The organism is Pseudomonas sp. OA65 (genome assembly GCF_017498305.1).
In the GTDB taxonomy this organism is placed as follows: Bacteria; Pseudomonadota; Gammaproteobacteria; order Pseudomonadales; family Pseudomonadaceae; genus Aquipseudomonas; species Aquipseudomonas zanjanensis.
The window spans coordinates 1-23,218 of record NZ_JAGDEZ010000065.1 but is presented as its reverse complement, the minus strand read 5'-3'; the positions used below and the strand labels follow the sequence as shown (position 1 = coordinate 23,218).

The 23,218-nt window shown below is 59.6% G+C and carries 16 protein-coding genes; 5 read left to right on the top strand and 11 right to left on the bottom strand.

Translation table 11 applies throughout. The features are described from left to right. From J3361_RS28270 to yjiA, 3 genes are all read left to right on the top strand, one after another. Positions 1 to 200: hypothetical protein (locus tag J3361_RS28270; RefSeq protein WP_207965868.1), on the top strand; the 200-nt coding region annotated here is incomplete at its 5' end. Positions 201 to 215: 15 nt separating this feature from the next. Further along, the gene (locus J3361_RS28265; RefSeq protein WP_003182142.1) at positions 216 to 413 is read left to right on the top strand and encodes a YbdD/YjiX family protein; all 198 of its coding nucleotides are present in this window, start codon (positions 216 to 218) and stop codon (positions 411 to 413) included. A gap of 284 nt (positions 414 to 697) precedes the next feature. Further along, positions 698 to 1,669: a GTPase gene (gene yjiA, locus J3361_RS28260; RefSeq protein WP_207967303.1), complete on the top strand. Its 972-nt coding sequence runs from the start codon at positions 698 to 700 to the stop codon at positions 1,667 to 1,669. A 138-nt stretch (positions 1,670 to 1,807) separates the two neighbouring features. Here yjiA and J3361_RS28255 read toward each other — a convergent pair whose 3' ends face one another. The 6 genes from J3361_RS28255 to J3361_RS28230 form a co-directional block, all read right to left on the bottom strand. Further along, a complete protein-coding gene (locus J3361_RS28255; protein WP_207967302.1) occupies positions 1,808 to 2,500 on the bottom strand; it encodes a GntR family transcriptional regulator in 693 nt (230 codons plus the stop codon). A gap of 22 nt (positions 2,501 to 2,522) precedes the next feature. Then, positions 2,523 to 3,227: a FadR/GntR family transcriptional regulator gene (locus tag J3361_RS28250; protein WP_207967301.1), complete on the bottom strand. Its 705-nt coding sequence runs from the start codon at positions 3,225 to 3,227 to the stop codon at positions 2,523 to 2,525. A 59-nt stretch (positions 3,228 to 3,286) separates the two neighbouring features. Further along, positions 3,287 to 4,600, bottom strand: a complete 1,314-nt coding sequence (locus tag J3361_RS28245) for a C4-dicarboxylate transporter DctA (protein ID WP_207967300.1) — start codon at positions 4,598 to 4,600, stop codon at positions 3,287 to 3,289. 396 nt (positions 4,601 to 4,996) lie between these two features. After that, on the bottom strand, positions 4,997 to 5,527 hold the full coding sequence (locus tag J3361_RS28240) for a hypothetical protein (RefSeq protein ID WP_207967299.1): 531 nt from the start codon (positions 5,525 to 5,527) through the stop codon (positions 4,997 to 4,999). A 207-nt stretch (positions 5,528 to 5,734) separates the two neighbouring features. Continuing rightward, a complete protein-coding gene (glyA, locus tag J3361_RS28235) occupies positions 5,735 to 6,988 on the bottom strand; it encodes a serine hydroxymethyltransferase (RefSeq protein WP_030140299.1) in 1,254 nt (417 codons plus the stop codon). A 223-nt stretch (positions 6,989 to 7,211) separates the two neighbouring features. Then, on the bottom strand, positions 7,212 to 11,060 hold the full coding sequence (locus J3361_RS28230) for a bifunctional diguanylate cyclase/phosphodiesterase (RefSeq protein ID WP_207967298.1): 3,849 nt from the start codon (positions 11,058 to 11,060) through the stop codon (positions 7,212 to 7,214). Between the two features lie 272 nt (positions 11,061 to 11,332). Between J3361_RS28230 and ettA the strand changes: the two genes are divergently transcribed. After that, a complete protein-coding gene (ettA, locus tag J3361_RS28225; RefSeq protein WP_186613001.1) occupies positions 11,333 to 12,997 on the top strand; it encodes an energy-dependent translational throttle protein EttA in 1,665 nt (554 codons plus the stop codon). A 113-nt stretch (positions 12,998 to 13,110) separates the two neighbouring features. Here ettA and lanM read toward each other — a convergent pair whose 3' ends face one another. From lanM to J3361_RS28200, 5 genes are all read right to left on the bottom strand, one after another. Then, positions 13,111 to 16,185: a type 2 lanthipeptide synthetase LanM gene (lanM, locus tag J3361_RS28220; RefSeq protein WP_207967297.1), complete on the bottom strand. Its 3,075-nt coding sequence runs from the start codon at positions 16,183 to 16,185 to the stop codon at positions 13,111 to 13,113. Positions 16,186 to 16,269: 84 nt separating this feature from the next. Continuing rightward, complete coding sequence (locus J3361_RS28215) at positions 16,270 to 16,428, bottom strand: hypothetical protein (protein WP_186730508.1); 159 nt, start codon at positions 16,426 to 16,428, stop codon at positions 16,270 to 16,272. Positions 16,429 to 17,409: 981 nt separating this feature from the next. Then, positions 17,410 to 17,901 (bottom strand): GreA/GreB family elongation factor, encoded by a 492-nt coding sequence (locus tag J3361_RS28210; RefSeq protein WP_207967296.1) that lies wholly within the window; start codon positions 17,899 to 17,901, stop codon positions 17,410 to 17,412. 92 nt (positions 17,902 to 17,993) lie between these two features. Next, complete coding sequence (locus J3361_RS28205) at positions 17,994 to 19,847, bottom strand: DUF4105 domain-containing protein (RefSeq protein ID WP_207967295.1); 1,854 nt, start codon at positions 19,845 to 19,847, stop codon at positions 17,994 to 17,996. 87 nt (positions 19,848 to 19,934) lie between these two features. Further along, on the bottom strand, positions 19,935 to 20,423 hold the full coding sequence (locus J3361_RS28200; RefSeq protein ID WP_030140293.1) for a DUF3015 domain-containing protein: 489 nt from the start codon (positions 20,421 to 20,423) through the stop codon (positions 19,935 to 19,937). A gap of 274 nt (positions 20,424 to 20,697) precedes the next feature. Here J3361_RS28200 and J3361_RS28195 point away from each other — a divergent pair, with 274 nt between their 5' ends. Continuing rightward, a complete protein-coding gene (locus J3361_RS28195; protein ID WP_207967294.1) occupies positions 20,698 to 23,136 on the top strand; it encodes an ATP-binding protein in 2,439 nt (812 codons plus the stop codon). The last annotated feature ends 82 nt before the right edge of the window (positions 23,137 to 23,218 follow it).

Here is a 23,218-nt window from a genome sequence, read left to right as displayed (position 1 = left end):
AGATCCTGGCCCCGGCCAAGAGCATCGAGCAGATGCAGCACGTGGTGTTCAACGCCTACACCAACGCAACGCTGACGGTGTTGTTCCTGTTCGTGGTCTTCAGCATCCTGTTCTACGCGCTCAAGGTTGGCATCGCCGCCTGGGGCACGAAGGAACGCACGGACAAAGAAGCGCCATTCCAGGCCTTGCCGGACGCTTGATAGAGGATTGCAACGATGTTCAATGACTTGAGTCGCCTGGGTAAATACCTTGGTCAGGCCGCCCGCCTGATGGTCGGCATGCCCGACTACGACAACTACGTCGAGCACATGCAAACCAAGCACCCGGACAAGCCGATGATGGACTACGAGGCGTTCTTCCGCGAACGCCAAGAGGCCCGTTACGGCGGCAAGGGTGGGCCCAAGTGCTGTTGACTTGAGCTAAACCCAACCCCCATGTGGGAGCGGGCTTGCTCGCGAAGGCGTCGGGTCAGTCGCCATTGATGTGGCTGACACACCGCCTTCGCGAGCAAGCCCGCTCCCACAGTTGTTTTGGGGTGGTCTCAGGATTTGTATACGCCACAAATCCCTTGTGGGAGCGGGCTTGCTCGCGATAGCGTCGGATCAGCAGTATTGATGTTGACTGACCCGACGCCTTCGCGAGCAAGCCCGCTCCCACATTGGTTTGTGCTTTTCTTTAATTTCGAAACAGGAGAATCATGTTGTCCTCTCCCATCCCGGTCACCATCCTCAGCGGCTTCCTCGGCGCCGGCAAGACCACGCTGTTGCGCCATCTGCTCAAGGCCGAACACGGCCTGAAAATCGCCGTGATCGAGAACGAATTCAGCGATGCCGGCATCGACACCCAACTGCTGGGCGACGAGCCGGTGCAAGTCATGACCCTGGCCAACGGTTGCGTGTGCTGCACCATTCACACCGACCTGACCAAGGCCCTGTACCTGTTACTTGAGCGACTGGACAATGGAGAGATCGCCTTCGACCGCCTGGTGATCGAATGCACCGGCCTGGCCGACCCGGCCCCGGTGGCGCAGACTTTTTTCATCGACGAGGACTTGCGCGAGCGTTATATCCTCGACGGCATTCTCACACTAGTGGATGCCGCTCACGCCGACATCCACCTGACCCAGGCCATCGCCCAGGCCCAGGTCGGGTTTGCCGATCGCCTGCTGCTGAGCAAGACCGACCTGGTGGACGCCGCCCAGGTCCAGGCCCTTGGCGAGCGCCTGACACGCATCAACCGGCGGGCGCCGATCCGGGTGGTCGAGCACGGCCAGATCGACCTGGCCGAGTTGCTCGACATTCGCGGCTTCAACCTCAATGCGGACCTGGGCGCAGGGTTCAGCCTGCGACCGGTGGGCAAGGCCACCCCGGGCGATCGCATCAGCAGCCTGGTGTTGCGCACCGACAAGGCGCTGGATATCGACAAGCTCAGCGAGTTCATGAACCAGTTGCTGGAAGAACACGGCAAGCAACTGCTGCGCTACAAAGGCGTGCTGAACATCGCGGGCGAACCCCGTCGACTGGTGTTCCAAGGCGTGCTCAAGTTGTACGGTTTCGATTGGGACACCGAATGGGCCCCCGATGAAGCCCGGGAAAGCGTGATCGTGTTCATCGCCGACGAACTGCCTGAAGAGAAGATCCGCGCCGGATTCGAGGCCGCGCTACTTTGACTGTGTGGCGAGGGGATTTATCCCCGTTGGGCTGCGCAGCGGCCCCAAACCAGGCAACTCGGTGTGCCAGGAAGATTGAGGTAACTGCTTTAGGGCCGCTGCGCTGCCCAGCGGGGATAAATCCCCTCGCCACCACCGCTATTTGATCAGCAGTTTTTGCTCCAGATGGTCCAGGTGCTCATCCATCAGCCGCACCGCTTCGTTGGCGTTGCGTCCTTCCACCGCATCGACGATCGCCCAGTGTTCCTGCCAGGCGCAATGTCGGCGCGACTTGACCTCGTACCGCGCCAGGGCCAGCGAGGTCAACGGCACCAGGCTGCCGAGAAATTGCAACAATGGCGCATTACCGGCCATGGCGGCCAATTGCAGGTGAAACTCGCCGGACAGGCGTATTGCCGGGCCACGCTCGCCGCGGTCCAGGCAGTGCTGTTCCTGTTCCACCAGATCCCGAAGACGTTTTAGATCCTGCGGTCGCGGTGCCTTGCAGGCCAGGCGCACCAGCGTCTGTTCGGCCAGGCGGCGAGCGTGGAGGATCTGCCGGGTCTGCTCCAGATCCGGTGCGGCGACCTGGGGGCGGTGGTTGGGCCGCAATATCACCACTTGCTGATGGGACAGGCGCGCCAGGACGCGGCGGATGATGCTGCGGCTGACACCGAACACATTCCCCAGACTTTCCTCGGTGAAGCGGCTGGCCGGAGCAATGCGTTGTTCGAGGATGGCGTCGAAGATCCGCGGGTAGATATCGTCCACCGACGGTTTGCCGATCCGGCCGGGCAAGGGCAGGGTGGCGAGTACATCGCGGTTATGTTGATGGGAAACGAGAGTGTTCATGGCGGTCTCCGCAGGCCCAGGCTCAAGTGCCGAGGCTGTCGTCCGGAATATTCAATTCGATGCCCATGCGCTGGCCTTCCCGGAGAATGTGCCGGCGCATTTCGGCGCTGGCCTGGGCGCTGTTCTTGCCACGGATGGCACGGACCACGGCTTCATTTTCTTCCAAGCGTTCGGCCAGGTGCTCGGGCGAGTTGCGCAACACATCGGCGCTTTGCTTTAGGGCGTTGCTGGTCTGCTGGACCACGTTCTGGAAGATCGGGTTGGATGTCAGGGCAAACAACTCTTCATGGAAAGCGATGTAGGCGTTGGCACAGGCGTCGCTGTCGTTGGCTTCCAGGGCTTCGCGCATGTCCATGAGGGTCAGGCGCAGTTGGCCGACTTCTTTGCTGCTGATGGACTGGGCCACGAGGCCGACGATGAAGGGCTCCAGGGTGTAGCGCAATTGCAGCAGGTCTTCCAGGCTCGCGCCGGCCATGGCGCTGCCTTCACTGGCGACATCGTTGAGATTGGCCTCCAGCACCACGACGCCTTTGCCGGGCATCGAGCGCACCAGGCCCAGGGTCTCCAGGACGATCACCGCTTCACGCAGGCTGGGCCGACTGATGCCCAGTTGCTCGGCCAGTTCGCGCTGGCCGGGCAGCATGTCCCCCGAGCGCCACTGGCCCCGGGCGAGGGCGGCGCGGAGTTTCTCCACCACGGAATTAACGACGGTCGATGAGCTGATCACATATGACTCCTTGGAAATCAATCAGGCGGTGCCGGTTCGCGGTCCGGCACCGCAGTCTTTCAGAATTCCTGTTGATGGGCACTGCCCACCGGCTTTCTGGGTTGGAAGGTATAGCCTTGTTGGCCGGACAGCACCTTGCGCGCGCGAGGCACATCGATGTCTTTCTCCCAGCGGGCAATCGCCACGGTGGCCACGCAGTTGCCAATCAGGTTGGTCAGGGCCCGGCCGATGCCCATGAACCAATCCACGGCCAACACCAGCACCAGGCCCACCACCGGGATCGCCGGGATCGCGGTCAGCGTCGCCGCCAGGATCACCAAGGCCGAGCCGGGAATTCCGTGGGCGCCCTTGGAGGTGATCAGCGATACCAGCAGGATGGTCAAGAGGTCGCTCAGGGCCAGGGGCGTACCGGTGGCATTGGCGATGAAGACAATCGCCAGGGTCAGGTAGATCGAAAAGCCATCCAGGTTGAACGAGTAACCAGTTGGAATCACCAAGCCCACGGTGGAGCTGCCGATTCCCAGGTGTTCGAGCTTGCGCATGATCTGTGGCAGCACGGCATCAGACGAAGCGGTACCGAGGACGATCAGCAGTTCTTCGCGCAGGTATTTGAGGAACGGCAGCATCGGCAGGCCGGATGCACGCATCACCAGGCCGAGGATCACGGCGACAAAAGCGATGCAGGTCAGGTAGAACAGGCCGACGAGACTGCCTAGGTGCTGCAGCGAGTCCAGGCCATATTTGCTGGTGGTGAAGGCAATGGCGCCGAACACACCGATGGGGGCCAGGCGCACGATCATGCCCATGATGCGGAAGATCACGTGGCTGAGCTCGTTGATCAACCGTGAAATGCCGGAAGCGGCGTCACCGACGAGATTCAACGCACTGCCGAACAGCACGGCAAACAGCAGCACCTGCAGGATATTGTTTTCCGCGAACGCCCCGATCACTGAAGTCGGGATCAGGTTCATCAGGAACTGGGTGGTGGTGACCAGGTGCTGGCCGCGCTGGGCGATGTCGTTCACGTCCGTGCTGGCGAGCTGCTCCAGGTGGATGTTCGCACCGCTGCCAATGCCCGTGCTAAAGGCAAGGACCAGGCCGATGACCAGGGCGATGGTAGTGAGGACTTCGAAGTAGATGACCGACTTGAGGCCGATGCGCCCGACCTTCTTGAGGTCACCGGCGCCGGAGATACCACTGACCACCACGCAGAACACGATCAGGCCGATGAGCATCTTGATCAGCTTGATAAAGCCGTCGCCGAGGGGTTTGAGCTGTGCAGAGTATTCGGGAAGGGTAAGCCCACAGACGATGCCGAGCACCAGTCCGAGGACAACTTGAAGGAAGATCGACCGCGAGCACCATTTAAGCATGGGAGGGATTCCTGGTTCGGTGTCCTTGTTCGCCAGGCGTGCTGGCGTCGGGACTTCATTATTGTGGTCTTACCGGTTTGTCCAGTGCAGGCGCAGTCTAGGCGCTGTTTTCGCGGGTGTGCAAGCCCGATTGTGACGATTTGGCTTGACCGGTCTTACCAGTTGCGGCGCGAGCCTTGTCCTTGAGCCTTTTCTCGGCTTGAAAAAAGTTGCCGCAGATGCCGCTGCGTAGGAGCTGTCGAGTGCAACGAGGCTGCGATCTTGTCCCAGACAATTGAGTCGTAAGCGAAAGATCAAGATCAAAAGATCGCAGCCTTCGGCAGCTCCTACAGGGCAGCCCGGCTCCCTCGCCACAATCTGGTTGTTAAGTGTTTAAGAGTGCGACGCGTACTTTTCTCAAAGGATGCTCAGAATGAACATCGCTTTCGACCGTTCTTCTGTCTCGGCAAGATAGAGATAAGGTGAGCCGCGCAGTCTCAAACCCCCTACATATTTTTTATTGGCGGTCATGAGCGAAACAGGGGTGTGACCGGATCTGATGCTTTCCGGCGTGATGACATTCTGTTGAAGGTCGATAAGGGTGAAGAGCGTCGGCTTTTTAGTGTTGGGGTCTTTTGCGCCAAGTACTTCGAATAAACTTTTGCTGATCAATTTGTTGTAGTGATCACCGGTGTTTTTTATGGTCAGGAGATAGCCGCCCGCCGTTTGTCGGAAATGCAATCGCAAGGGTTCGCCGCGCGTCCTAGGGGCTTCGGCGCGCATGCCAAGCAGGTGTGAGTGATCCTGGGTCTGAGGGTTGCCGGTAAAAAAGCCACCGCTGAAAGCACTGACGGTCGCCAGCGCGGGGTTGCCATGCAGCCTTCCCAGAAGATTGACGTGAGCGCTGAACATATCAAGGGTTGCATGAAAGGAATGTTCACTGTCCATGTGAATATTGACTCCTGAATTGAGTGATAAAGTTAAAGTGGAACGAGTCGGATCTTATTGAGTTGTTAATCGCTTGTGGGATTGTCTGTATTGCAGGACGTTAAATGTTGGCTGGCGTTAGTTATTTGATTGCGTAGTTTTACGCGCCAATAAAAAAGGCCCGCATCTTTCGATGCGGGCCTTCTTGGCTACGCGTTGGCGAGCTGATTAAGCGCCGTATACCGGCAGCTTCTTGCAGATAGCCTTGACCTTCTCACGCACGGCGTCGATGACCGCTTCGTTGTTCAGGTCCGCCAGGATGTCGCAGATCCAGCCGGCCAGTTCCTTGCACTCGGCTTCCTTGAAGCCGCGGGTGGTCACGGCCGGGGTGCCGAAGCGCAGGCCCGAGGTGACGAACGGCGAGCGTGGGTCGTTGGGCACCGAGTTCTTGTTGACGGTGATGAACGCCTTGCCCAGCGCCGCGTCGGCGTCTTTGCCGGAGATCTCCTGCTTGATCAGCGAGAGCAGGAACAGGTGGTTTTCAGTACCGCCAGACACCACGTCGAAGCCGCGCTCGATGAACACGCCGGCCATGGCCTTGGCATTTTTTACCACTTGTTGCTGGTAAGCCTTGAACTCGGGTTGCAGGGCTTCCTTGAAGCAGATCGCCTTGGCTGCGATCACGTGCTCCAGCGGGCCACCCTGGGCGCCCGGGAAGACGGCGGAGTTCAGCTTCTTCTCGATGTCGGCGTTGGCGCGCGCCAGGATCAGGCCACCGCGCGGACCGCGCAGGGTCTTGTGGGTGGTGGTGGTGACCACGTCGGCGAACGGCACCGGGTTCGGGTAGACGCCTGCGGCGACCAGGCCGGCAACGTGGGCCATGTCGACGAACAGGTAGGCACCGACCTTGTCGGCGATCTCGCGGAAACGCGGGAAGTCGAGGACTTGGGAATAGGCGGAGAAACCGGCCACGATCATTTTCGGCTTGTGCTCGAGGGCCAGGCGCTCGACTTCGTCGTAGTCGATCAGGCCGTTGCCGTCGATGCCGTACTGGACGGCGTTGTACAGCTTGCCGGAGGAGGAAACGCTGGCGCCGTGGGTCAGGTGACCGCCGTGGGCCAGGCTCATGCCCAGGATGGTGTCACCGGCCGACAGCAGGGCCAGGTACACGGCGGCGTTGGCTTGGGAGCCTGCGTGCGGCTGGACGTTGGCGTAATCGGCGCCGAACAGTTCCTTGGCGCGGTCGATGGCCAGTTGCTCGACCACGTCGACGTACTCGCAACCACCGTAGTAGCGCTTGCCTGGGTAGCCTTCGGCGTACTTGTTGGTCAGTACCGAGCCTTGAGCTTCCATCACCGCGGGGCTGGTGTAGTTTTCCGAAGCGATCAGCTCAATGTGCTCTTCCTGGCGCTGAGCTTCTTGCTCCATGGCGGCAAAGAGATCGGCGTCGTACTTGGCAATAGTCAAATCACGGCTGAACATGGCGGTCCTCAAGGATCGGGGGCAGAAAAGGGGGGCATTCTACCTCAACCGGTTTTGGAAGGCATATGAAAGGAATTCAGCTTCAAGCTGCAAGTGACAAGCTGCAAGTAGAAGCCGATTCGCGTTAGCTTGAAGCTCGCAGCTGCTTCAATCAATCTGCAAGTTGATGCGGACCGGCTTCTGCCTTTAGCTTGCCGCTTGAAGCTCTAAGCTCGCAGCTGCTTCAATCCAACATAAACAACGCATCATTGCTGAACTGCGCTTCAAACCGGTTGGCCGGCATCGGCCGGCCGAACAGGTAACCCTGGACTTCGTCGCAACCGTGTTCACGCAGGAAGTCCAGTTGCTCGTGGGTCTCGACGCCCTCGGCGATCACCGCCAGGTTGAGGCTGTGGGCCATGGCGATGATCGCCCGGGCGATCTGCGCATCCTGCTCGCCGGACGGTAGGCCGTCGACGAAGGTGCGGTCGATCTTCAGCACGTCGATGGGGAATTGCTTGAGGTAGTTGAGCGACGAATAACCGGTGCCGAAATCATCGACGGCAATGCTCAGGCCCAGGTTCTTCAACCCGGCGAGGATCTGCATCGCCTCACTGACTTCGCGCATCAGGATACTTTCCGTCAGTTCCAGCTCCAGGCAGGCCGGCGGTAGTCCAGTGCTGCGCAGGATGTTGGCGATGCGCGTGCCCAACTGGCCGTCGGAGAACTGCCGGGCCGAAATGTTGACCGAGACCTTCGGCACCCGGACCTTGGCCTGGTGCCAGGTCCTGAGCTGCCGGCAGGCTTCGGTGATGACCCAGTCGCCGACGTCCACCACCAGCCCGAGTTCTTCGAGTACCGGGATGAAGTCCCCCGGCGGCACCAATCCGCGTCGCGGATGGCGCCAGCGCAGCAGGGCCTCGGCGCCGGTCAAACGTTTGCCATCGCCGCTGAACTGCGGCTGGTAATACAGCACGAACTCGTTCTGCTCCAAGGCGTGGCGCAGGTCACTTTCCAGTTCCAGGCGCTCCAGGGCGCTGGCGTTCATGTCGGCCTGGTAGAACTGGAAGTTGTTCTTGCCGCGTTCCTTGGCGTGATACATGGCCGTGTCGGCGTTTTTCATCAACTGGCTCAGCTCGTTGCCGTCCTGGGGACTCAGGGCGATGCCGATACTGGCGGTGACAAAGAACTCGCGGCCTTCGAGCACGAAGGGGCGGACCAGACTGGCGAGGATCTGCTCGGCCACGTTGATGGCTCGGTTCAGCGCCATTTCACGGCTGGCGCGTGGTTGCAGCAGCAGGGTGAACTCGTCGCCGCCCATGCGCGCCACGGTGTCGTCATCGGCGACGCAGCCGAGCAGGCGCGTGGCCATTTCCTTGAGCATCCGGTCGCCGGCGGCATGACCGAGGGAGTCGTTGATCGGCTTGAACCGGTCCAGGTCGAGGAACATCAGCACGACCCAGGTCTTCTGCCGTTCGGCCGATTGCAGCGCCGTGTGCAGGCGATCCTGGAACAGCGTGCGGTTGGGCAGGTGGGTCAGGGCATCGTAATAGGCCAGGCGATGAATGCGCTGCTCGCTGGCCTTGCGTTCGCTGATGTCGCTGAAGAAACACACATAGCTGGCCAGGTCGCCTTCGTCATCCAGCACGGCGGTGATGCCGACCCAGGCCGGGTAGTGTTCGCCATTGCGGCGCTTGAGCCAGACTTCGCCTTCCCAGGTGCTGTGCTGTTGCAGTTGCTTGAGCACGTAGCGCAGGTGGGCTTCCTGCTGATCGTCCACGGTCAGCATGTTGGGCAACTGGTCCAGCACTTGCGACACGGCATAACCGCTGACGCGACTGAAGGCTTCGTTGGCCTGGACGATGTAGCCGGCCGGGTCGGTGATCAGGATCGCCGAGGTCGAGTGCTCGAAAACCGTGGCGGCCATGCGCAGGTCTTTTTCGGCGCGACGTTGTTGGCTGATGTCGCGGCCGACGCCGAGCACGCCTTCGAACGCACCATGGTCATCCCACACCAGCACCAGCCGCAGCTCGATGGGGATCTTGCGCCCGTCGGCACGCAGGCAGTCGAACAGGAACAACTGGGTCTGCATCTGGTTGCGCAGCTCGGCCAGTTGGTCGGGCTTGTCGAGGGCCTTGCTGACGCGGTCCATCAGGCTGTAGATGCCGGTCAGTTGTTGCGGATTGGCGATGATCGATTGCCAGCCGTTCTGGAAAATCCAATCGGCGGCGTAGCCCAGCACCGCTTGCACCGACGGGCTGACATAGTTGAGCGAGAGCTTGTTGTCGGTGGAAAAAATCACGTCGCTGATGCTTTCGGCGAGCATCCGGTAGCGTTGTTCGCTGTCGCGCAGCGATTCGCTGGCCTCGATCTGCTCGGTGACGTCCTTGGCGACGCCGATGATCCGCGTCACCTGATTATGCCGGTCGCGGGCCAGTGCCTGTTCACGGATGTCGAAACAGCGCCACTTGCCATTGCGATGACGAAAGCGCAATTGGCATTGCAGCAACTGCGTGTAGCCGCCCCGTCGTTGTTCCTGGCGCAGGTTGTGGTAATGGTCGGCGTCGTCGCTGTGCAGCAGGATTTCCCAGAAGTATTCGCCCATCTGGTGCAGTTCGGTGCGGTCGTAGCCCAGGGTCTGGCCCAGGTGATGGTTGCTGAAGATCATCCGCTGGCTGATGACGTCCTGCACATAGAGATGGTCCGGCACGGTGCGCACCACGTCGGACCAGAACCCCTCGCGTTCGAGCAGCGAGAGCTCGATCAGCTTGCGGCTGGTGATGTCGCTGATGCTCAGGATGACCGCGTTGTAGTCGTGCTGTTTTTCCGGCAGGCGCAGCACCAGCCACAGGTGCTGGTCGCGACCATGGGCGTCCTGGAGCTTGATCTCCAGTTCCAGCTGTTTGTGTGGGTCGAGCAGCGCTTCGAGCAGCTTCGAGCCGACGGGATTGTGGTCCTGCGCACCCTTGCCGACCAGCAACTGCCAAGCCTGATCGCAGGAGTCGACGTTGAGCAGCTTCAACGCCATCTGGTTGACTTCGGTGACGTGGACTTCCTGGCGCAGCTGTTCGAGTTGGTGAGTGGTTTGCAGCCAGGCGCGCAATTGTTCGCCAGTGTTCAGGCCGGCTCGCTCAAAAAAGGCCTTGAGCCCCGACAGGTCAAGGACGCACAGGGCGACGCCGGTGCCTTCGAAAATATCCTGATAACGTCGCCGCCCTTCGTGCAACTGCCGCTGGCGCCGACGCATGTTCAACAGCGCGATCACTGGCAACAACGAAAACGCCAGGCCCAGCAGGCATTTGCCGATGAAGGCCGGCAACAGTTGCTCAATCACCTGTCGGCGGTCGAACAGCCCTCGCAGTTGCCAGTCGCTGCTGCTCAGGGGCACGGTCAGTACGGTATTTTCCAGGTCATCCGGGGACAGATGGGTGGGACTGATCGAGGGCAGGCTCTCGTCGCGGCTGATGATTTGCTGGTTGAGCCGGTTCTCCACCAGCCACAGCGGGCGCAGCCCCACATCGGCCTGCTTGGTCAGGGTGGCAAAAAAGTTCGGGGTCAAGCGCAGGGCCCAGTAACCACGGCCGCTACCACTGGCTTGATGCAACAATAAATGCACCACGGAGCCGTCTTCGGCATTGCTGAAATAATGGGCCTGGGCCCGGCTGCGTCGCACCAGTTCGCTCAAATAGTCGGCGTCATGGCTGTCGGCGTCACTGTCACTGAGCACCCGGCCGGAGGGGCTCAGCAGCGCCAGGCTGCGCAATTCGGGGAGCGATTGCTGGAGTTTGCGAACCAGGGCGCGCTGTTCGTCGGCTGTTTGTGGTTGCTCGACGATCGGTAGCAGGTTGAGGGCGATTTGCGCGTTCAAGGCCATATTCAGGCTGACCTGCGCGGCGAGATCGGCGGTGTAGTCGATGGTGTACTGGCGCTGTTGCTGCTGGGTTTCGTGCAGTTGGTCGAGCAGTTGCCAGAACAGCAAGCCGAGCAACAGCAGCACCAGCGTGGCCAGCGCCCCCTTCAATGTCCCGCGCAGGGGCGAGCCGGGCACGACAGCGGGTGCGCGAGGGGACAGGGGCGGAGTGACGTTGGACAAGCTGTAATCCTGCGTTTTGCTGGACTGGCGCGACGTGCACTATAAGCCGGACGCCCGAAGGGCGGCTAGCATGCCTTGACTTGTGGCAAAGTGCCAGCCCCGGGCGGCTGGACCTTGACCGACGGTTGAGGTAGCTTTGCCGGTCAAATAAAGAGCGTTCCAGCTCCAGATTCCCAGGCTCTATCCGCCCGCAGGCATTGATGATCGTCAAGAGCCCGCGCCGCGCATGGCCTGGCTCGTTCTTTTCACCTGTCACTGACGCTAGGTTCACCATGGCTCAATACGTCTTCACCATGCATCGGCTGAGCAAAGTTGTTCCGCCGAAGCGGGAAATCCTGAAAAACATTTCTCTGTCCTTCTTCCCTGGCGCCAAGATCGGCGTGCTGGGCCTCAACGGTTCGGGTAAGTCCACGCTGTTGAAAATCATGGCCGGCGTCGATAACGAATTCGACGGCGAAGCCCGTCCGATGCCGGACCTGAACATCGGCTACCTACCGCAAGAGCCACAGCTGGACCCCACCAAGACCGTTCGTGAAGTGGTCGAGGAAGCGGTCAGCGTGATCAAGGATGCCCAAGCGCGCCTGGACGAGGTCTATGCCGCCTACGCCGACCCGGATGCCGACTTCGACAAACTGGCCGCCGAACAGGCCAAGCTCGAAGCGATCCTGCAGGCCAGCGACGGTCACAACCTCGATCGCCAGCTGGAAGTCGCCGCCGATGCGCTGCGCCTGCCGGCCTGGGACGCGAAGGTCGAGCACCTGTCGGGCGGTGAAAAGCGCCGCGTGGCCTTGTGCCGCCTGCTGCTGTCGGCCCCGGACATGCTGCTGCTCGACGAACCGACCAACCACTTGGACGCCGATTCCGTCGCCTGGCTCGAACATTTCCTGCACGACTTCCCAGGCACCGTGGTGGCGATCACGCACGACCGTTACTTCCTGGACAACGTCGCCGGCTGGATCCTCGAACTCGACCGCGGCGCGGGCATTCCGTACGAGGGCAACTACTCGGGTTGGCTGGAAGCCAAGTCCGATCGTCTGGCCCAGGAATCCAAGCAGCAGTCGGCCCATGAAAAAGCCATGAAGGAAGAACTGGAGTGGGTGCGCAAAGGCGCCAAGGCCCGCCAGTCCAAATCCAAGGCACGTCTGCAACGCTTCGAGGAAATGCAGTCCCAGGAATTCCAGAAGCGCAGCGAAACCAACGAGATCTACATCCCGGCCGGTCCGCGCCTGGGTGACAAGGTCATCGAGTTCAAGAACGTCTCCAAAGGTTATGGCGACCGCGTGCTGATCGACAACCTGTCGTTCTCCATGCCCAAAGGCGCCATCGTCGGTGTGATCGGTGGTAACGGCGCGGGTAAATCCACGCTGTTCCGCATGCTGATGGGCAAGGAAACGCCGGATTCGGGCAGCATCGAAATCGGTGAAACCGTGCAGTTGGCCTGCGTCGACCAGAGCCGCGAAGACCTGGACGGCAGCAAGACCGTGTTCCAGCAGATATCCGACGGTTCCGACCAGATCCGCATCGGCAACTATGAAATCCCGTCGCGCACTTATGTGGGCCGCTTCAACTTCAAGGGCGGCGACCAGCAAAAGTTCGTCAAGGACCTGTCCGGTGGTGAGCGCGGTCGCTTGCACCTGGCATTGACCCTGAAGGAGGGCGGCAACGTCCTGCTGCTCGACGAACCGTCCAACGACCTCGACGTCGAAACCCTGCGTTCCCTGGAAGAAGCCTTGCTGGACTTCCCGGGCGCCGCCATTGTGATCTCTCACGATCGGTGGTTCCTCGACCGCGTGGCGACCCACATCCTGGCGTACGAAGACGACTCCCAGGCGGTGTTCTTCGAAGGCAACTACACCGAGTACGAAGCCGATCGCAAGAAACGCCTCGGCGAAGCGGCCGCCCAGCCGCATCGTGTACGACACAAGAAACTGGCCTGATTCGGTCGGTTGTATACAAAACGGAGCCTATTAAGGCTCCGTTTTTTATGGGCGCGATACTGCTTTCACCAATGATCAGAAATGTAGGAGCTTGCTCGCTCCCACAGTGACTGTCAGCCCACTTGCGCGGGCACTGCGAAATCGAGCGAGAGTATGTTGGGAATCGTCGGATCGATTTCATACAGCAGGGCATAACCGGCGCCCGTAATGCCCGTCAGCAGGCTGACGTCGGGAACCCGATCGCTGTCGAGGACGGGGCCTTCGAAAAACTGCCGGGCGACTTCGCCAAGGGCCTGTTTGACCTTGTTGATGCCTTCGGGATTGTCCGAATGCCGATACAAGTCATACAGGCAGATCAGGTTGCCAAAATCGCCATGGCACAAGTTATAACCGTCACCCAAGCCGTGCTGCCACAGGTTGTTCTCGCAGCGCTGTATGTCGTCGAGCACCGTCTGCCGGGTTGTTTCATCCAAGGCAGCTCCCATCGACTTCATGAGTTGTCGCCTGGCGATGAGAATGCCGCCGTCTCCGTGGCACCACTTCGAGGCATGGTCCAGGGGGCCCAGCTCTCTCAGGTCGAGCCAGAAACCTTCCCGGCTCAAGCGGTTTTCACCCTCCAGAATCTGGATGGCCAAGGGCACCAACGTTTCATCGCCAGTCACGTCATAGGCTTTGCACAACGCATGGATGATGCCCGAGAGACCATGGGACAGGCCGGTCAGAATGACGGAGCGATCATTGCGTCGCAGAAGCTGGCCGTCTTCAATCAGGACTTGATCCTTTATGTAGTCGACCATGCGCCGAATGGCCGGCAGCACATCCGCGTGCGTCGATAATGCGTGGATGTTGGCCAGTAGCGTTACCGTGCCACAACAACCGCCCAAGAAGTCGAAATCGTAGTGTTCAGGCGGTACTTCAATCAATTGGGTCAGCAGGCTGGCAATTTTCTCGTCGTGTTTCGGATCGCCGGTGATCTGGCGACGATTGATGAGCAGATAGATGTAAGAACCCAGGCCATGGTAAGCACTGACGGTCATGTCGGCTTTGAAGAAGCCAAAATGTTGTTCCAGTGAGTCCAGTATCTGATCCAAGAGTGACAGCAAGTGCGGTTTGCCGCTGACCTTGAACAGGCTCAGGTAAAACAACCCAATCCCGGCAATACCGGAGTACAGCCCGTGGTCCATTGGGGAGGGGTATTTCCTTTGAGTCGTGGGGTGCTTATGGAAAGCCAACCAACTGACGTCCGTTGCCGTTCCCTTGAGTGCAAGCGCTTCGAGGCGGGAGCTGATGCTCAGAATGCCATCGAGTCGATTTTCTGGGACCGCTTTATCAGACGTGGCACGGGGTGATGGCTGTCCATTGAGTCCTGGATACAAACACATTTCGAGCAGCGTGAGTTGTAAGGCCCTGTCGGCATTAGACAGGTTGGCTATTTTCTGTAGGCAACTTTTTATGGGGGGCTGGAGCTGCGTCATTTCGATTGTTTCACCTTGTGCGCTCGTCAGCTGGTTGGAACTGAGCGACAGGGTGAAACACGGGATGGCGGCTCTTTGCAGGTCGGCTATTTCATGACGCGGAATCCCCTTTTCCCGGTAGGGTTCTTTCAAATCCTTCCACAGGGTTGCAAGCAGAAGTTCCCGGTCCAGCATGTTTTTCATGAAGCGTGGGTGGCGGCTCAATCCGATAAAGTCAGCATAACGCTGTGAGTTTTTAAGCAATACGCGGGTTGATAGTTCGCCGGCGGCTTGTTCCAGTAGTTGCATCATCGCCTGCCGATGGGTCATCAATTGCTCGTAGGCGTATTCAAAGCCATGGAGCAGCTCCGCTTTATAAGCCTCAGGTCCCTTGTGTACGCCGTGCAGAAGCGGCAAATGCTTTTGCTCTGGGAAGTGTTCGAATTCGGTTTTGCGTAAATGGTAGAAGCCTTCTTCGAAAACCAGGGCGTGGCGGGTGGAGATGAACAGCTCCTGCCGAGTCAGTCCACTCTGGTCGTTATTGGAACCTTGTGAGAAGGGTACAAAGCCGCTGGAACACACCGACTGCTGGACCAACTTGAAGGTATTGGACAGCGCACAATCGGCAGGCAGTTCGAGTAACAGGTCGCTGGTGGACGCGGTGAACAAGCATTCGAGATCAATCATGACCGGGCTGCTGCCACACGCAATGATATTTTCGTAATGAAAGTCAATGCCGTTGAGTGCGTGGATGACAGCGATTTGTGCGCCCATCTTTCTGTAGAACAGCGCCACGTCCGCTGCGCTGACACAAGGCGTGTTGTCGATCTTTTCTACCCAGCTATGCCGCCCGCGGCTGAGGATTCTTGGTGCGTGGATGGCGAAACAATCAGCGCCTGTCCGCTCATGTAGTTGTCCAAGCAGTTGATTGAAAAAAAGTGCTTCTCGGCTTGCTCGTGGCTTGTAGACCAACGAGGTTGTGCCGAACTTGACCTGGCAGACCGTTTCACCGCGACCGTGGGGATCGCCCAGGCCGAACTCAATGGCATCGATTGTCCGAGACGGAATCGAAAATGCCGTCTCCAGCGCCTCAATATCATCGGCGAAGTCGAGAATGATCGCGTAAAGATAGTTGAGTGTGTCTTCCAGCAAATCAAACAGCAGCGTCGCCAACACGGGGTAGGCTTCGAAAAAATCAAGCAGAGGCAAGGTGCGCAGGCGCTCGCTGAACCCATCCAGATCAATGTCGTCGCCATCGGCAATCCGTGTATTGAGATAATGGACCAGACTTTGTTCTGACGTGCGTCCGATTCGGGCCAGGACGTAGCGCTCGAGGCTTGCAAACAGGGCGGGTGCATCAATGTGCATGGCGGCTTTGCTGTAGCGCCCATCCGCCTTGAACGTGTCGATGAAATAAAGAAAAAAACGATAGCCAAACCAATAGAAATTGTCTTTGCCGCTCGAGGCCTGTGGGTCGACTGAAATGCTGTCGAGCCGAGTGATGTTTTCTTTCAAGGTCATCAAGACGGCTTCGCCGTCGCTAGTCAGGTGCCAATCGTTGATAGGCTCCTTGGCATAGGCAACCAGTTGCGTCCTGTCCAACCCAAAGTGATGCAGCAAGGCTTGATCATCGTTATGCAGGCGGGTCAGGTTGTTTTCAAAAAGGGCGATGTCGCCGTTGGAAGAGAATCGGTACTGGCCTCGCTGATTCATCTTCAAAGCGTTAACAAGCATGCCGTTGCTCCAGACATGGATAGAGCAGGCAATGCCTGCTCTATGTTTATAGGTGTTGCCTGTTCTGACGATCAGTTGACAGGCTTAGCACCCGAGTGTCGAACATTCCAGATTGGTGCACGTTCCGAAAGTGTTGCACTCCAACGTCGTCGACAGGATCGACGCGGTGTTGTTCGCAGGGGCTTGATAAGCGTCGAATTCGCTATAGAAGTCGCCGGACATGTTCAGGATTTTTTCGCTCATGGTTTTTCCTCATAGTTATCAAAAACACATACAGTGACCACGGTCTATCGGGTGCGATTAAACGCATCCGAACAGTAGGGTGTTAATGAGGTTTTGTTATAGCTGGGGTTAGGGAGTCGCAAACCTGTTGGGCAAGTTTGCGTTGAAGACAAAGGATTTAGCATAAAAGCGCAGCGCTGTTACAGTGCCGCACTCGACAATGGTCAATGTGTTTTCGCTCATTGTTGTATCTCCTTTGTTGTTGCGGTGCACGGTTTAAGTGCGGGGAAAACAGTAGCATGGTTCTGATTTAACACAACTTGGTTGTTATGACATTATGTTGCGTTACATATGGCTACACAAAGTAACGGACTATTAATAGTTGCCTGGGGTATGGGGGGTGGATCGGATGATATCTGTTGGGGCGTAAAGCAGAAACTCCGCATGGCGGGGGGATGAGACCATTGGGAGAGAGGTCGGAAACGCCAATGGCCAGCCTGGGCGCTTAGATGCCCAAGGCGATACACTACGGAACTCAGTTCGCTGGCGCTGGTTGTCAGGAGGCAGGAGCTGCCATATACGGAGCCTTACGTGCGGTGGTGTGAAAGGACGGCGGCCGTGAGGCCGCCGCCTATTCTATTTGCAACTACGAATGCTGGGCTTACAGGAAGTTACGGCGCCATGACGTTAATTCGCCGGTATCCTCAACTTGGCAGTATGCCTTGAAGTCGCTATCGAAATTTCCAGACATCGCCAACAGTTGTTCACTCATCATACAGCTCCTTTGTATTGTCGTGATGCACCGGTAGGTGCCAGGAAAATACTAGCAGGGCGCTGACTCGGTACAAATTCGCTGTTGTAGCTTGATGTTGCTGTTACAGATTGCTACACATAGCCGGGTGTGCCTGTTGACGTAAGATAGTTGATGCGCTTTCTTCGAAGTTTTCCGTCCCTGGAAGCTCTAAAAGTTTATTGTCGGACAGGCTTCGTATGACTTTTTGGTCATCCAGTCTTTATCGCAACAACTGTAATGAAGAGATCCCCCGCTGGGCGCTGCCAAACCACCTCATCCCCAACCTTGGCCCCCAGCAACGCCCGCCCCAGTGGCGAGCCCCAGTTGATTAAGCGACTGGCAGCATCGGCCTGGTCTTCACCGACCAATTGCACTTGCTGCTCCCGATCATGCTCATCGGCAAAGGTGACCCAATGCCCGATCCGCACCTGATCAGTAGCGTTCGATGTCACGACCTGGGCGCTTTGCAGCCGCTGGTTGAAGTACCGCAGGTCTCGTTCGATGTCGGCGATACGCTGCTTGTCCCCCCGCTCGCCCTGGGCGGCCTGTTGGCTATGCATTTGCTGCAACTCGGCGACCCGCGCCTGCAGTTGAGCAAGCCCTGCCGGTGTGACGTAGTTGGGTTGCGCGCTGATCTGGCGCTCGACCGGCTGGTCGGCCTGGGCAGCGGCGTTGTCTTCATTGACGAAGGCGCGGCTCATGAAGTTCTCCTCTGTTGGCGCTTGAGGGTTTTGGTTCCGACGAATGCCTATATGCGACTCATGGCGAGGGATAAGCCCGGGCTGCGTCCAGGTCAGTAGTGATACCACTTCACTTCAAGCATTACCTCATTCTCCGGCGAGGCCAATTGGCTGAACTCCCGTTGGGCACTCAGGCGCAGGCCGAGGTTGCGGGACAATTCCCACTGCTGGTTGAGGCTCAGGCTACGACGCACTTCACCGTTGACGAAATAATCGCCCTTGGCTTCCAGACTCAGGTTGCCCAGCGGGTTTTTCCACAGCACACCGCTGTTGAAACCGGCGGCCGGGGCGATGAACTGGGCGAAATCGTTGTTATGTTCCACCCGCACCGTGCCCAGGGCAAAACCCAGCACATCGTCGCCCAGCGCCCAGGTACCGCCCGCGCCGCCGTTGACGTGGCTGACCAAGGTTTCATCGTCGTGTTTGCCCGGTACCCGCTCCAGGCCGCCGGTGACCTGCCAGGACAGCGGTTGCAGCAGCTCATTGCGTGGGGTCAGGGAGCGAATGGTCGCCAGGTCCAGTTGTTGCACCTGCCAGTCGTTGCCCTCGTATTGGCGCAGCTTCAGTTGGAGTATTTCGATCTGTGCCCCCAGCGGGAAGCTTTCGGCGTTGTCGTTGAGGTCGTGATAGGCCATGCGCAAGCCATATTCGCCGAATGCCCGGTCGCCCCGCGTGCCGAGACCAGCCTGCCAGGTGCGCGATTGGTGACCGTCCTCGGGCAGGCCCGGTTGCGGAATTTCCAGTTCTGGCGCGGGGTTCTGGTTGATCGCCCGCAACAGTTCGAAGCTGCGCTGGGCCCGTTGCGGATCACGCTCCTGGCCGTTGGCGCGATAGCGCTCCAGGCGATAGGCCGCATCGATGATCAGTGCCTGGCGTTCGCGCGGCAGCGCCTTGAAGGACGGTGCTTGCAGTTGCTGTTGGTCGGCGCTCACCTTCAGTACCCATTGCTGTTCATCATCGCTGAGCGGTTCGGCGCGGCTGAGCAGTTCTCGTTCCCGGGACGGTCGATACTGGATGCTTTCCACCAGGCCGGCTTCCTTCACCGCCTTGACGGTGTCGGTGGGAATTGCCGTCAGCGGGAATTGTTCGGTCAGGCGCAGGCTGGGGCGGGCCACTTGCAGCAATTCGAGCAGGCGATAGGAGCAGTTTTCGTCGAAGAAGAAATAGTCGAACTGGATCTGCTTGAGCTCCCAGACGTGTTCGACCATGCGCTCGGTTTCCGCCTGGCTCAGGTTGAGGCGGTATTCCCACAGGTCGCGGTTCTCCAGGCTACGGTACTCAGAGAGTTTTTCCTGGTACGGCACCAGGGCGAACAGGCCGGGATAGCCGCCCATCAGGCCTTTCCAGGCATAGAGGAGGCTATTGTCGGAGCCTTCGATGTAGGCGCCAAAGTTGATTGCGTAGCTGAGCAGGGCGGTCTTGTCGCTTTGTACGTCGGCCTGATCGATGCGCAACAGGGTGTGGCCGAACATCGAGGACGGGCTGTTCAGGTACGCGGCCGGGAAAATCATCACCGCGCTGTGGGGCGAGACGTCCTTGAACCATTGGGTGAAGTCGCTGCAGTTCACCGCCGGCAGGTCCGTCAGGTTGAGCTGTGCCTTGAGCCAGCGGGTTCGGGCCGGGTAGACGCACTGGGCGTGTTGCTGGCCAGCGTTGGCTGGGCCATACAAGGCTTGCAGCGTGGCGGTCAACTCACGGTCGGGATGTTCGTTGCCATCGGGGGCGAGGAAGAATTTTTTGTCGCTGATATAGCTGCGCCAGCCGCCGAGCTTGGCGGTTTCGTAGTGGCCCAGGGAGATCCAGAAGCGGTCACTGGCCAGTTGCTGCAAACGTTGGGGGTCGACATGAGGTGCGGCGGACAGCGGGGCGCACACACAGAGCGCCAGCCAGGCAAGGCGTTTGAGCATAGTCGGCTACTTGGAAAGTCGAAAAATAAAGACCGAAGGGCCCCAAAAAGAAAACCCGCTCCCCGAGAGGAGCGAGTGCTGCCGAGCTTAAGCTTGAGTGGCGTACTTGGCCAGGCGTGGGTCGTTTTTCAGCACGGCCAGGGTGTTGGTATGCACGTCTTCGGCAGTGACGTCAGCCTTGCTGAAGATCTGCTGGAAGTGCTCGTGGGTCACAGCGGAGAAATGCGCGCGGTCTTCCGGCGCCACGCCCAGTACGACGGCGTAAGTAGTCAGCGCTTCGCCCTGACCCTTGGCCATGTCTTCGGACAGCTCGTTCATCATGCCATTCATGGCCAGCCAGGACTTGCCGCCGTAGGTCAGTGCCGCGTTGGTCGAGCAGCCGTTGGTGCCGGAGGTCATGCCGAAGGTGGCGTTACCGGACGTGCCGTTGGTGGTGGATGCCAGGAAGTGTGCGGGAGTGCCACGCTGACCTTCGAACAGCATGTTGCCCCAGCCGCAATCCGGGCCGCCCGGCGCCTGAGCCATGGCGTTGATGGATACAGCGGTGAAGAGAGTACCGAGAAGAATCCGTTTCATAGCTATGTTCTCTTTATGTGCATACCGATGGACAGGGTCTGGCCCCTACAGCAGCCAGTGGGCCGGTTATTGTTCCAGCCGCGCAGTTTGGAGTTTAGGCACGATCCGAGGGTTCCGTGACATTTTGCAAAAACATTACATGTGATCATCTGTTTACGGGCCCCCGCCCGGGGTTTTCCCGTTGACTATGCTTTGGTCTGAGGCGCTCCTTGCCAGTCAGGTACAGGCAGCGCCAGAATGCCGCTATCTGCCCCGCCTGATGTAAGGAAGCCCGATGCCTGATCCTGTTGCTGCCAGCTTGCGTCTAGCGCCCGAAGCGCTGACCCGTCCGTTTTCCGCTGAACAGTTCAGCTTCTCTACCACCAATGATCTGGAGCCCTTCCGCGGTGTGCTTGGCCAGGAACGTGCGGTCGAAGCCTTGCAGTTCGGCGTGGCCATGCCACGCCCCGGTTACAACGTATTCGTCATGGGCGAGCCCGGCACCGGCCGGTTTTCGTTCGTCAAGCGCTACCTCAAGGCCGAAGGCAAACGCCTGCAGACCCCGGCGGACTGGGTCTACGTCAACAACTTCGATGAGCCCCGCGAACCCCGGGCCCTGGAACTGCCCTCGGGCACGGCCGGTGCGTTCATCGGCGACATCAACGGCCTGATCGACAACCTGCTGGCGACCTTCCCGGCGGTGTTCGAGCACCCGTCCTACCAGCAGAAGAAAAGCGCCATCGACCGCGCCTTCAACCAGCGCTACGACCGCGCCCTGGATGTGATCGAACGCCTGGCGTTGGAGAAGGACGTCGCGCTGTACCGTGACAGCAGCAACATTGCCTTCACGCCGATGAGCGACGGCAAGGCCCTGGACGAGGCGGAGTTCGCCCAGTTGCCGGAAGCCGAGCGCGAGCGTTTCCACGATGACATCTCCGGTCTGGAGGAGCGCCTGAACGAAGAGCTCGCCAGCCTGCCGCAATGGAAGCGCGAGTCCAGCAACCAGCTGCGCCACCTCAACGAAGAGACCATCACCCTGGCCCTGCAACCGTTGCTGGCGCCGCTCTCGGAAAAATACGCAGAGAACGCAGCGGTCTGTGGTTACCTGCAAGCCATGCAGGTGTATCTGCTCAAGACCGTGGTCGAGCAACTGGTGGACGACAGCAAGAGCGACGCCATCGCCCGCAAACTGCTGGAAGAACAGTACGCCCCGAGCCTGGTGGTCGGGCATCCGTCCAGTGGTGGCGCGCCGGTGGTGTTCGAGCCGCACCCGACCTACGACAACTTGTTCGGCCGGATTGAATACAGCACCGACCAGGGCGCGCTCTACACCACCTACCGGCAACTGCGTCCGGGCGCCTTGCACCGGGCCAATGGCGGCTTCCTGATCCTGGAAGCGGAAAAAATGCTCAGCGAACCGTTCGTATGGGATGCGCTCAAGCGTGCCCTGCAATCGCGCAAGCTGAAGATGGAATCACCCCTGGGTGAAATGGGACGCCTGGCCACGGTGACCCTGACGCCGCAACACATCCCGTTGCAGGTCAAGGTCGTGATCATCGGCGCCCGCCAGCTCTATTACGCCTTGCAGGACCTGGATTCGGACTTCCAGGAAATGTTTCGCGTGCTGGTGGATTTCGACGAAGACATCCCGATGGGCGACGAGAGCCTGGAGCAGTTCGCCCAGTTGCTCAAGACCCGCACTTCGGAAGAGGGCATGGCGCCGCTGACCGCCGACGCGGTGGCGCGCCTGGCGACCTACAGCGCCCGCCTGGCTGAACACCAGGGGCGCTTGTCGGCGCGCATCGGTGATTTGTTCCAGTTGGTCAGCGAGGCGGATTTCATTCGCCAACTGGCCGGTGACGAAATGACCGACGCCGGCCACATCGAACGTGCGCTCAAGGCCAAGGCCACCCGCACCGGGCGTGTCTCGGCGCGAATCCTCGATGACATGCTGGCCGGGATCATCCTGATCGACACCGCAGGTGCGGCGGTGGGCAAATGCAACGGATTGACGGTGCTCGAGGTCGGCGACTCGGCGTTTGGCGTGCCGGCACGGATTTCCGCCACGGTGTACCCGGGCGGCAGCGGCATCGTCGACATCGAGCGGGAGGTCAACCTTGGCCAGCCGATCCACTCCAAGGGGGTGATGATCCTCACGGGTTACCTGGGGAGTCGTTATGCCCAGGAATTCCCGCTGGCGATCTCGGCCAGCATCGCCCTGGAGCAATCCTACGGTTACGTGGACGGCGACAGTGCGTCCCTGGGCGAGGCGTGCACGCTGATCTCGGCCCTGTCGAAGACGCCGTTGAAGCAGTGCTTCGCCATCACCGGCTCGATCAACCAGTTCGGTGAAGTGCAGGCGGTGGGCGGGGTCAACGAGAAGATCGAAGGCTTCTTCCGCCTCTGCGAAGCCCGGGGTTTGACCGGTGAGCAGGGGGCAATCATTCCCCAGGCCAACGTCGCGACGCTGATGCTCGACGAGAAAGTGCTGGCCGCCGTGCGTGCCGGGCAGTTCCACGTCTATGCGGTGCGTCAGGCCGACGAAGCCCTGAGCCTGCTGGTGGGCGAGCCTGCCGGCGAGCCGGATGAAAACGGTGAGTTCCCGGAGGGCAGCGTCAACGCCCGGGTGGTGGAGCGGCTGCGGGTGATCGCGGAGATGATCAGCGAAGACGACATCAAGGAAGCGGAAAAGGAACTGGCACAGCAGGCCTTGGCGGAGGCCAAGCCGGCTTGAGGCAATATTCGCGGCAATAAGCTGTTGTGGCGAGGGAGCTTGCTCCCGCTGGAGGGCGCAGCACTCCCAATCCAAATGGGGG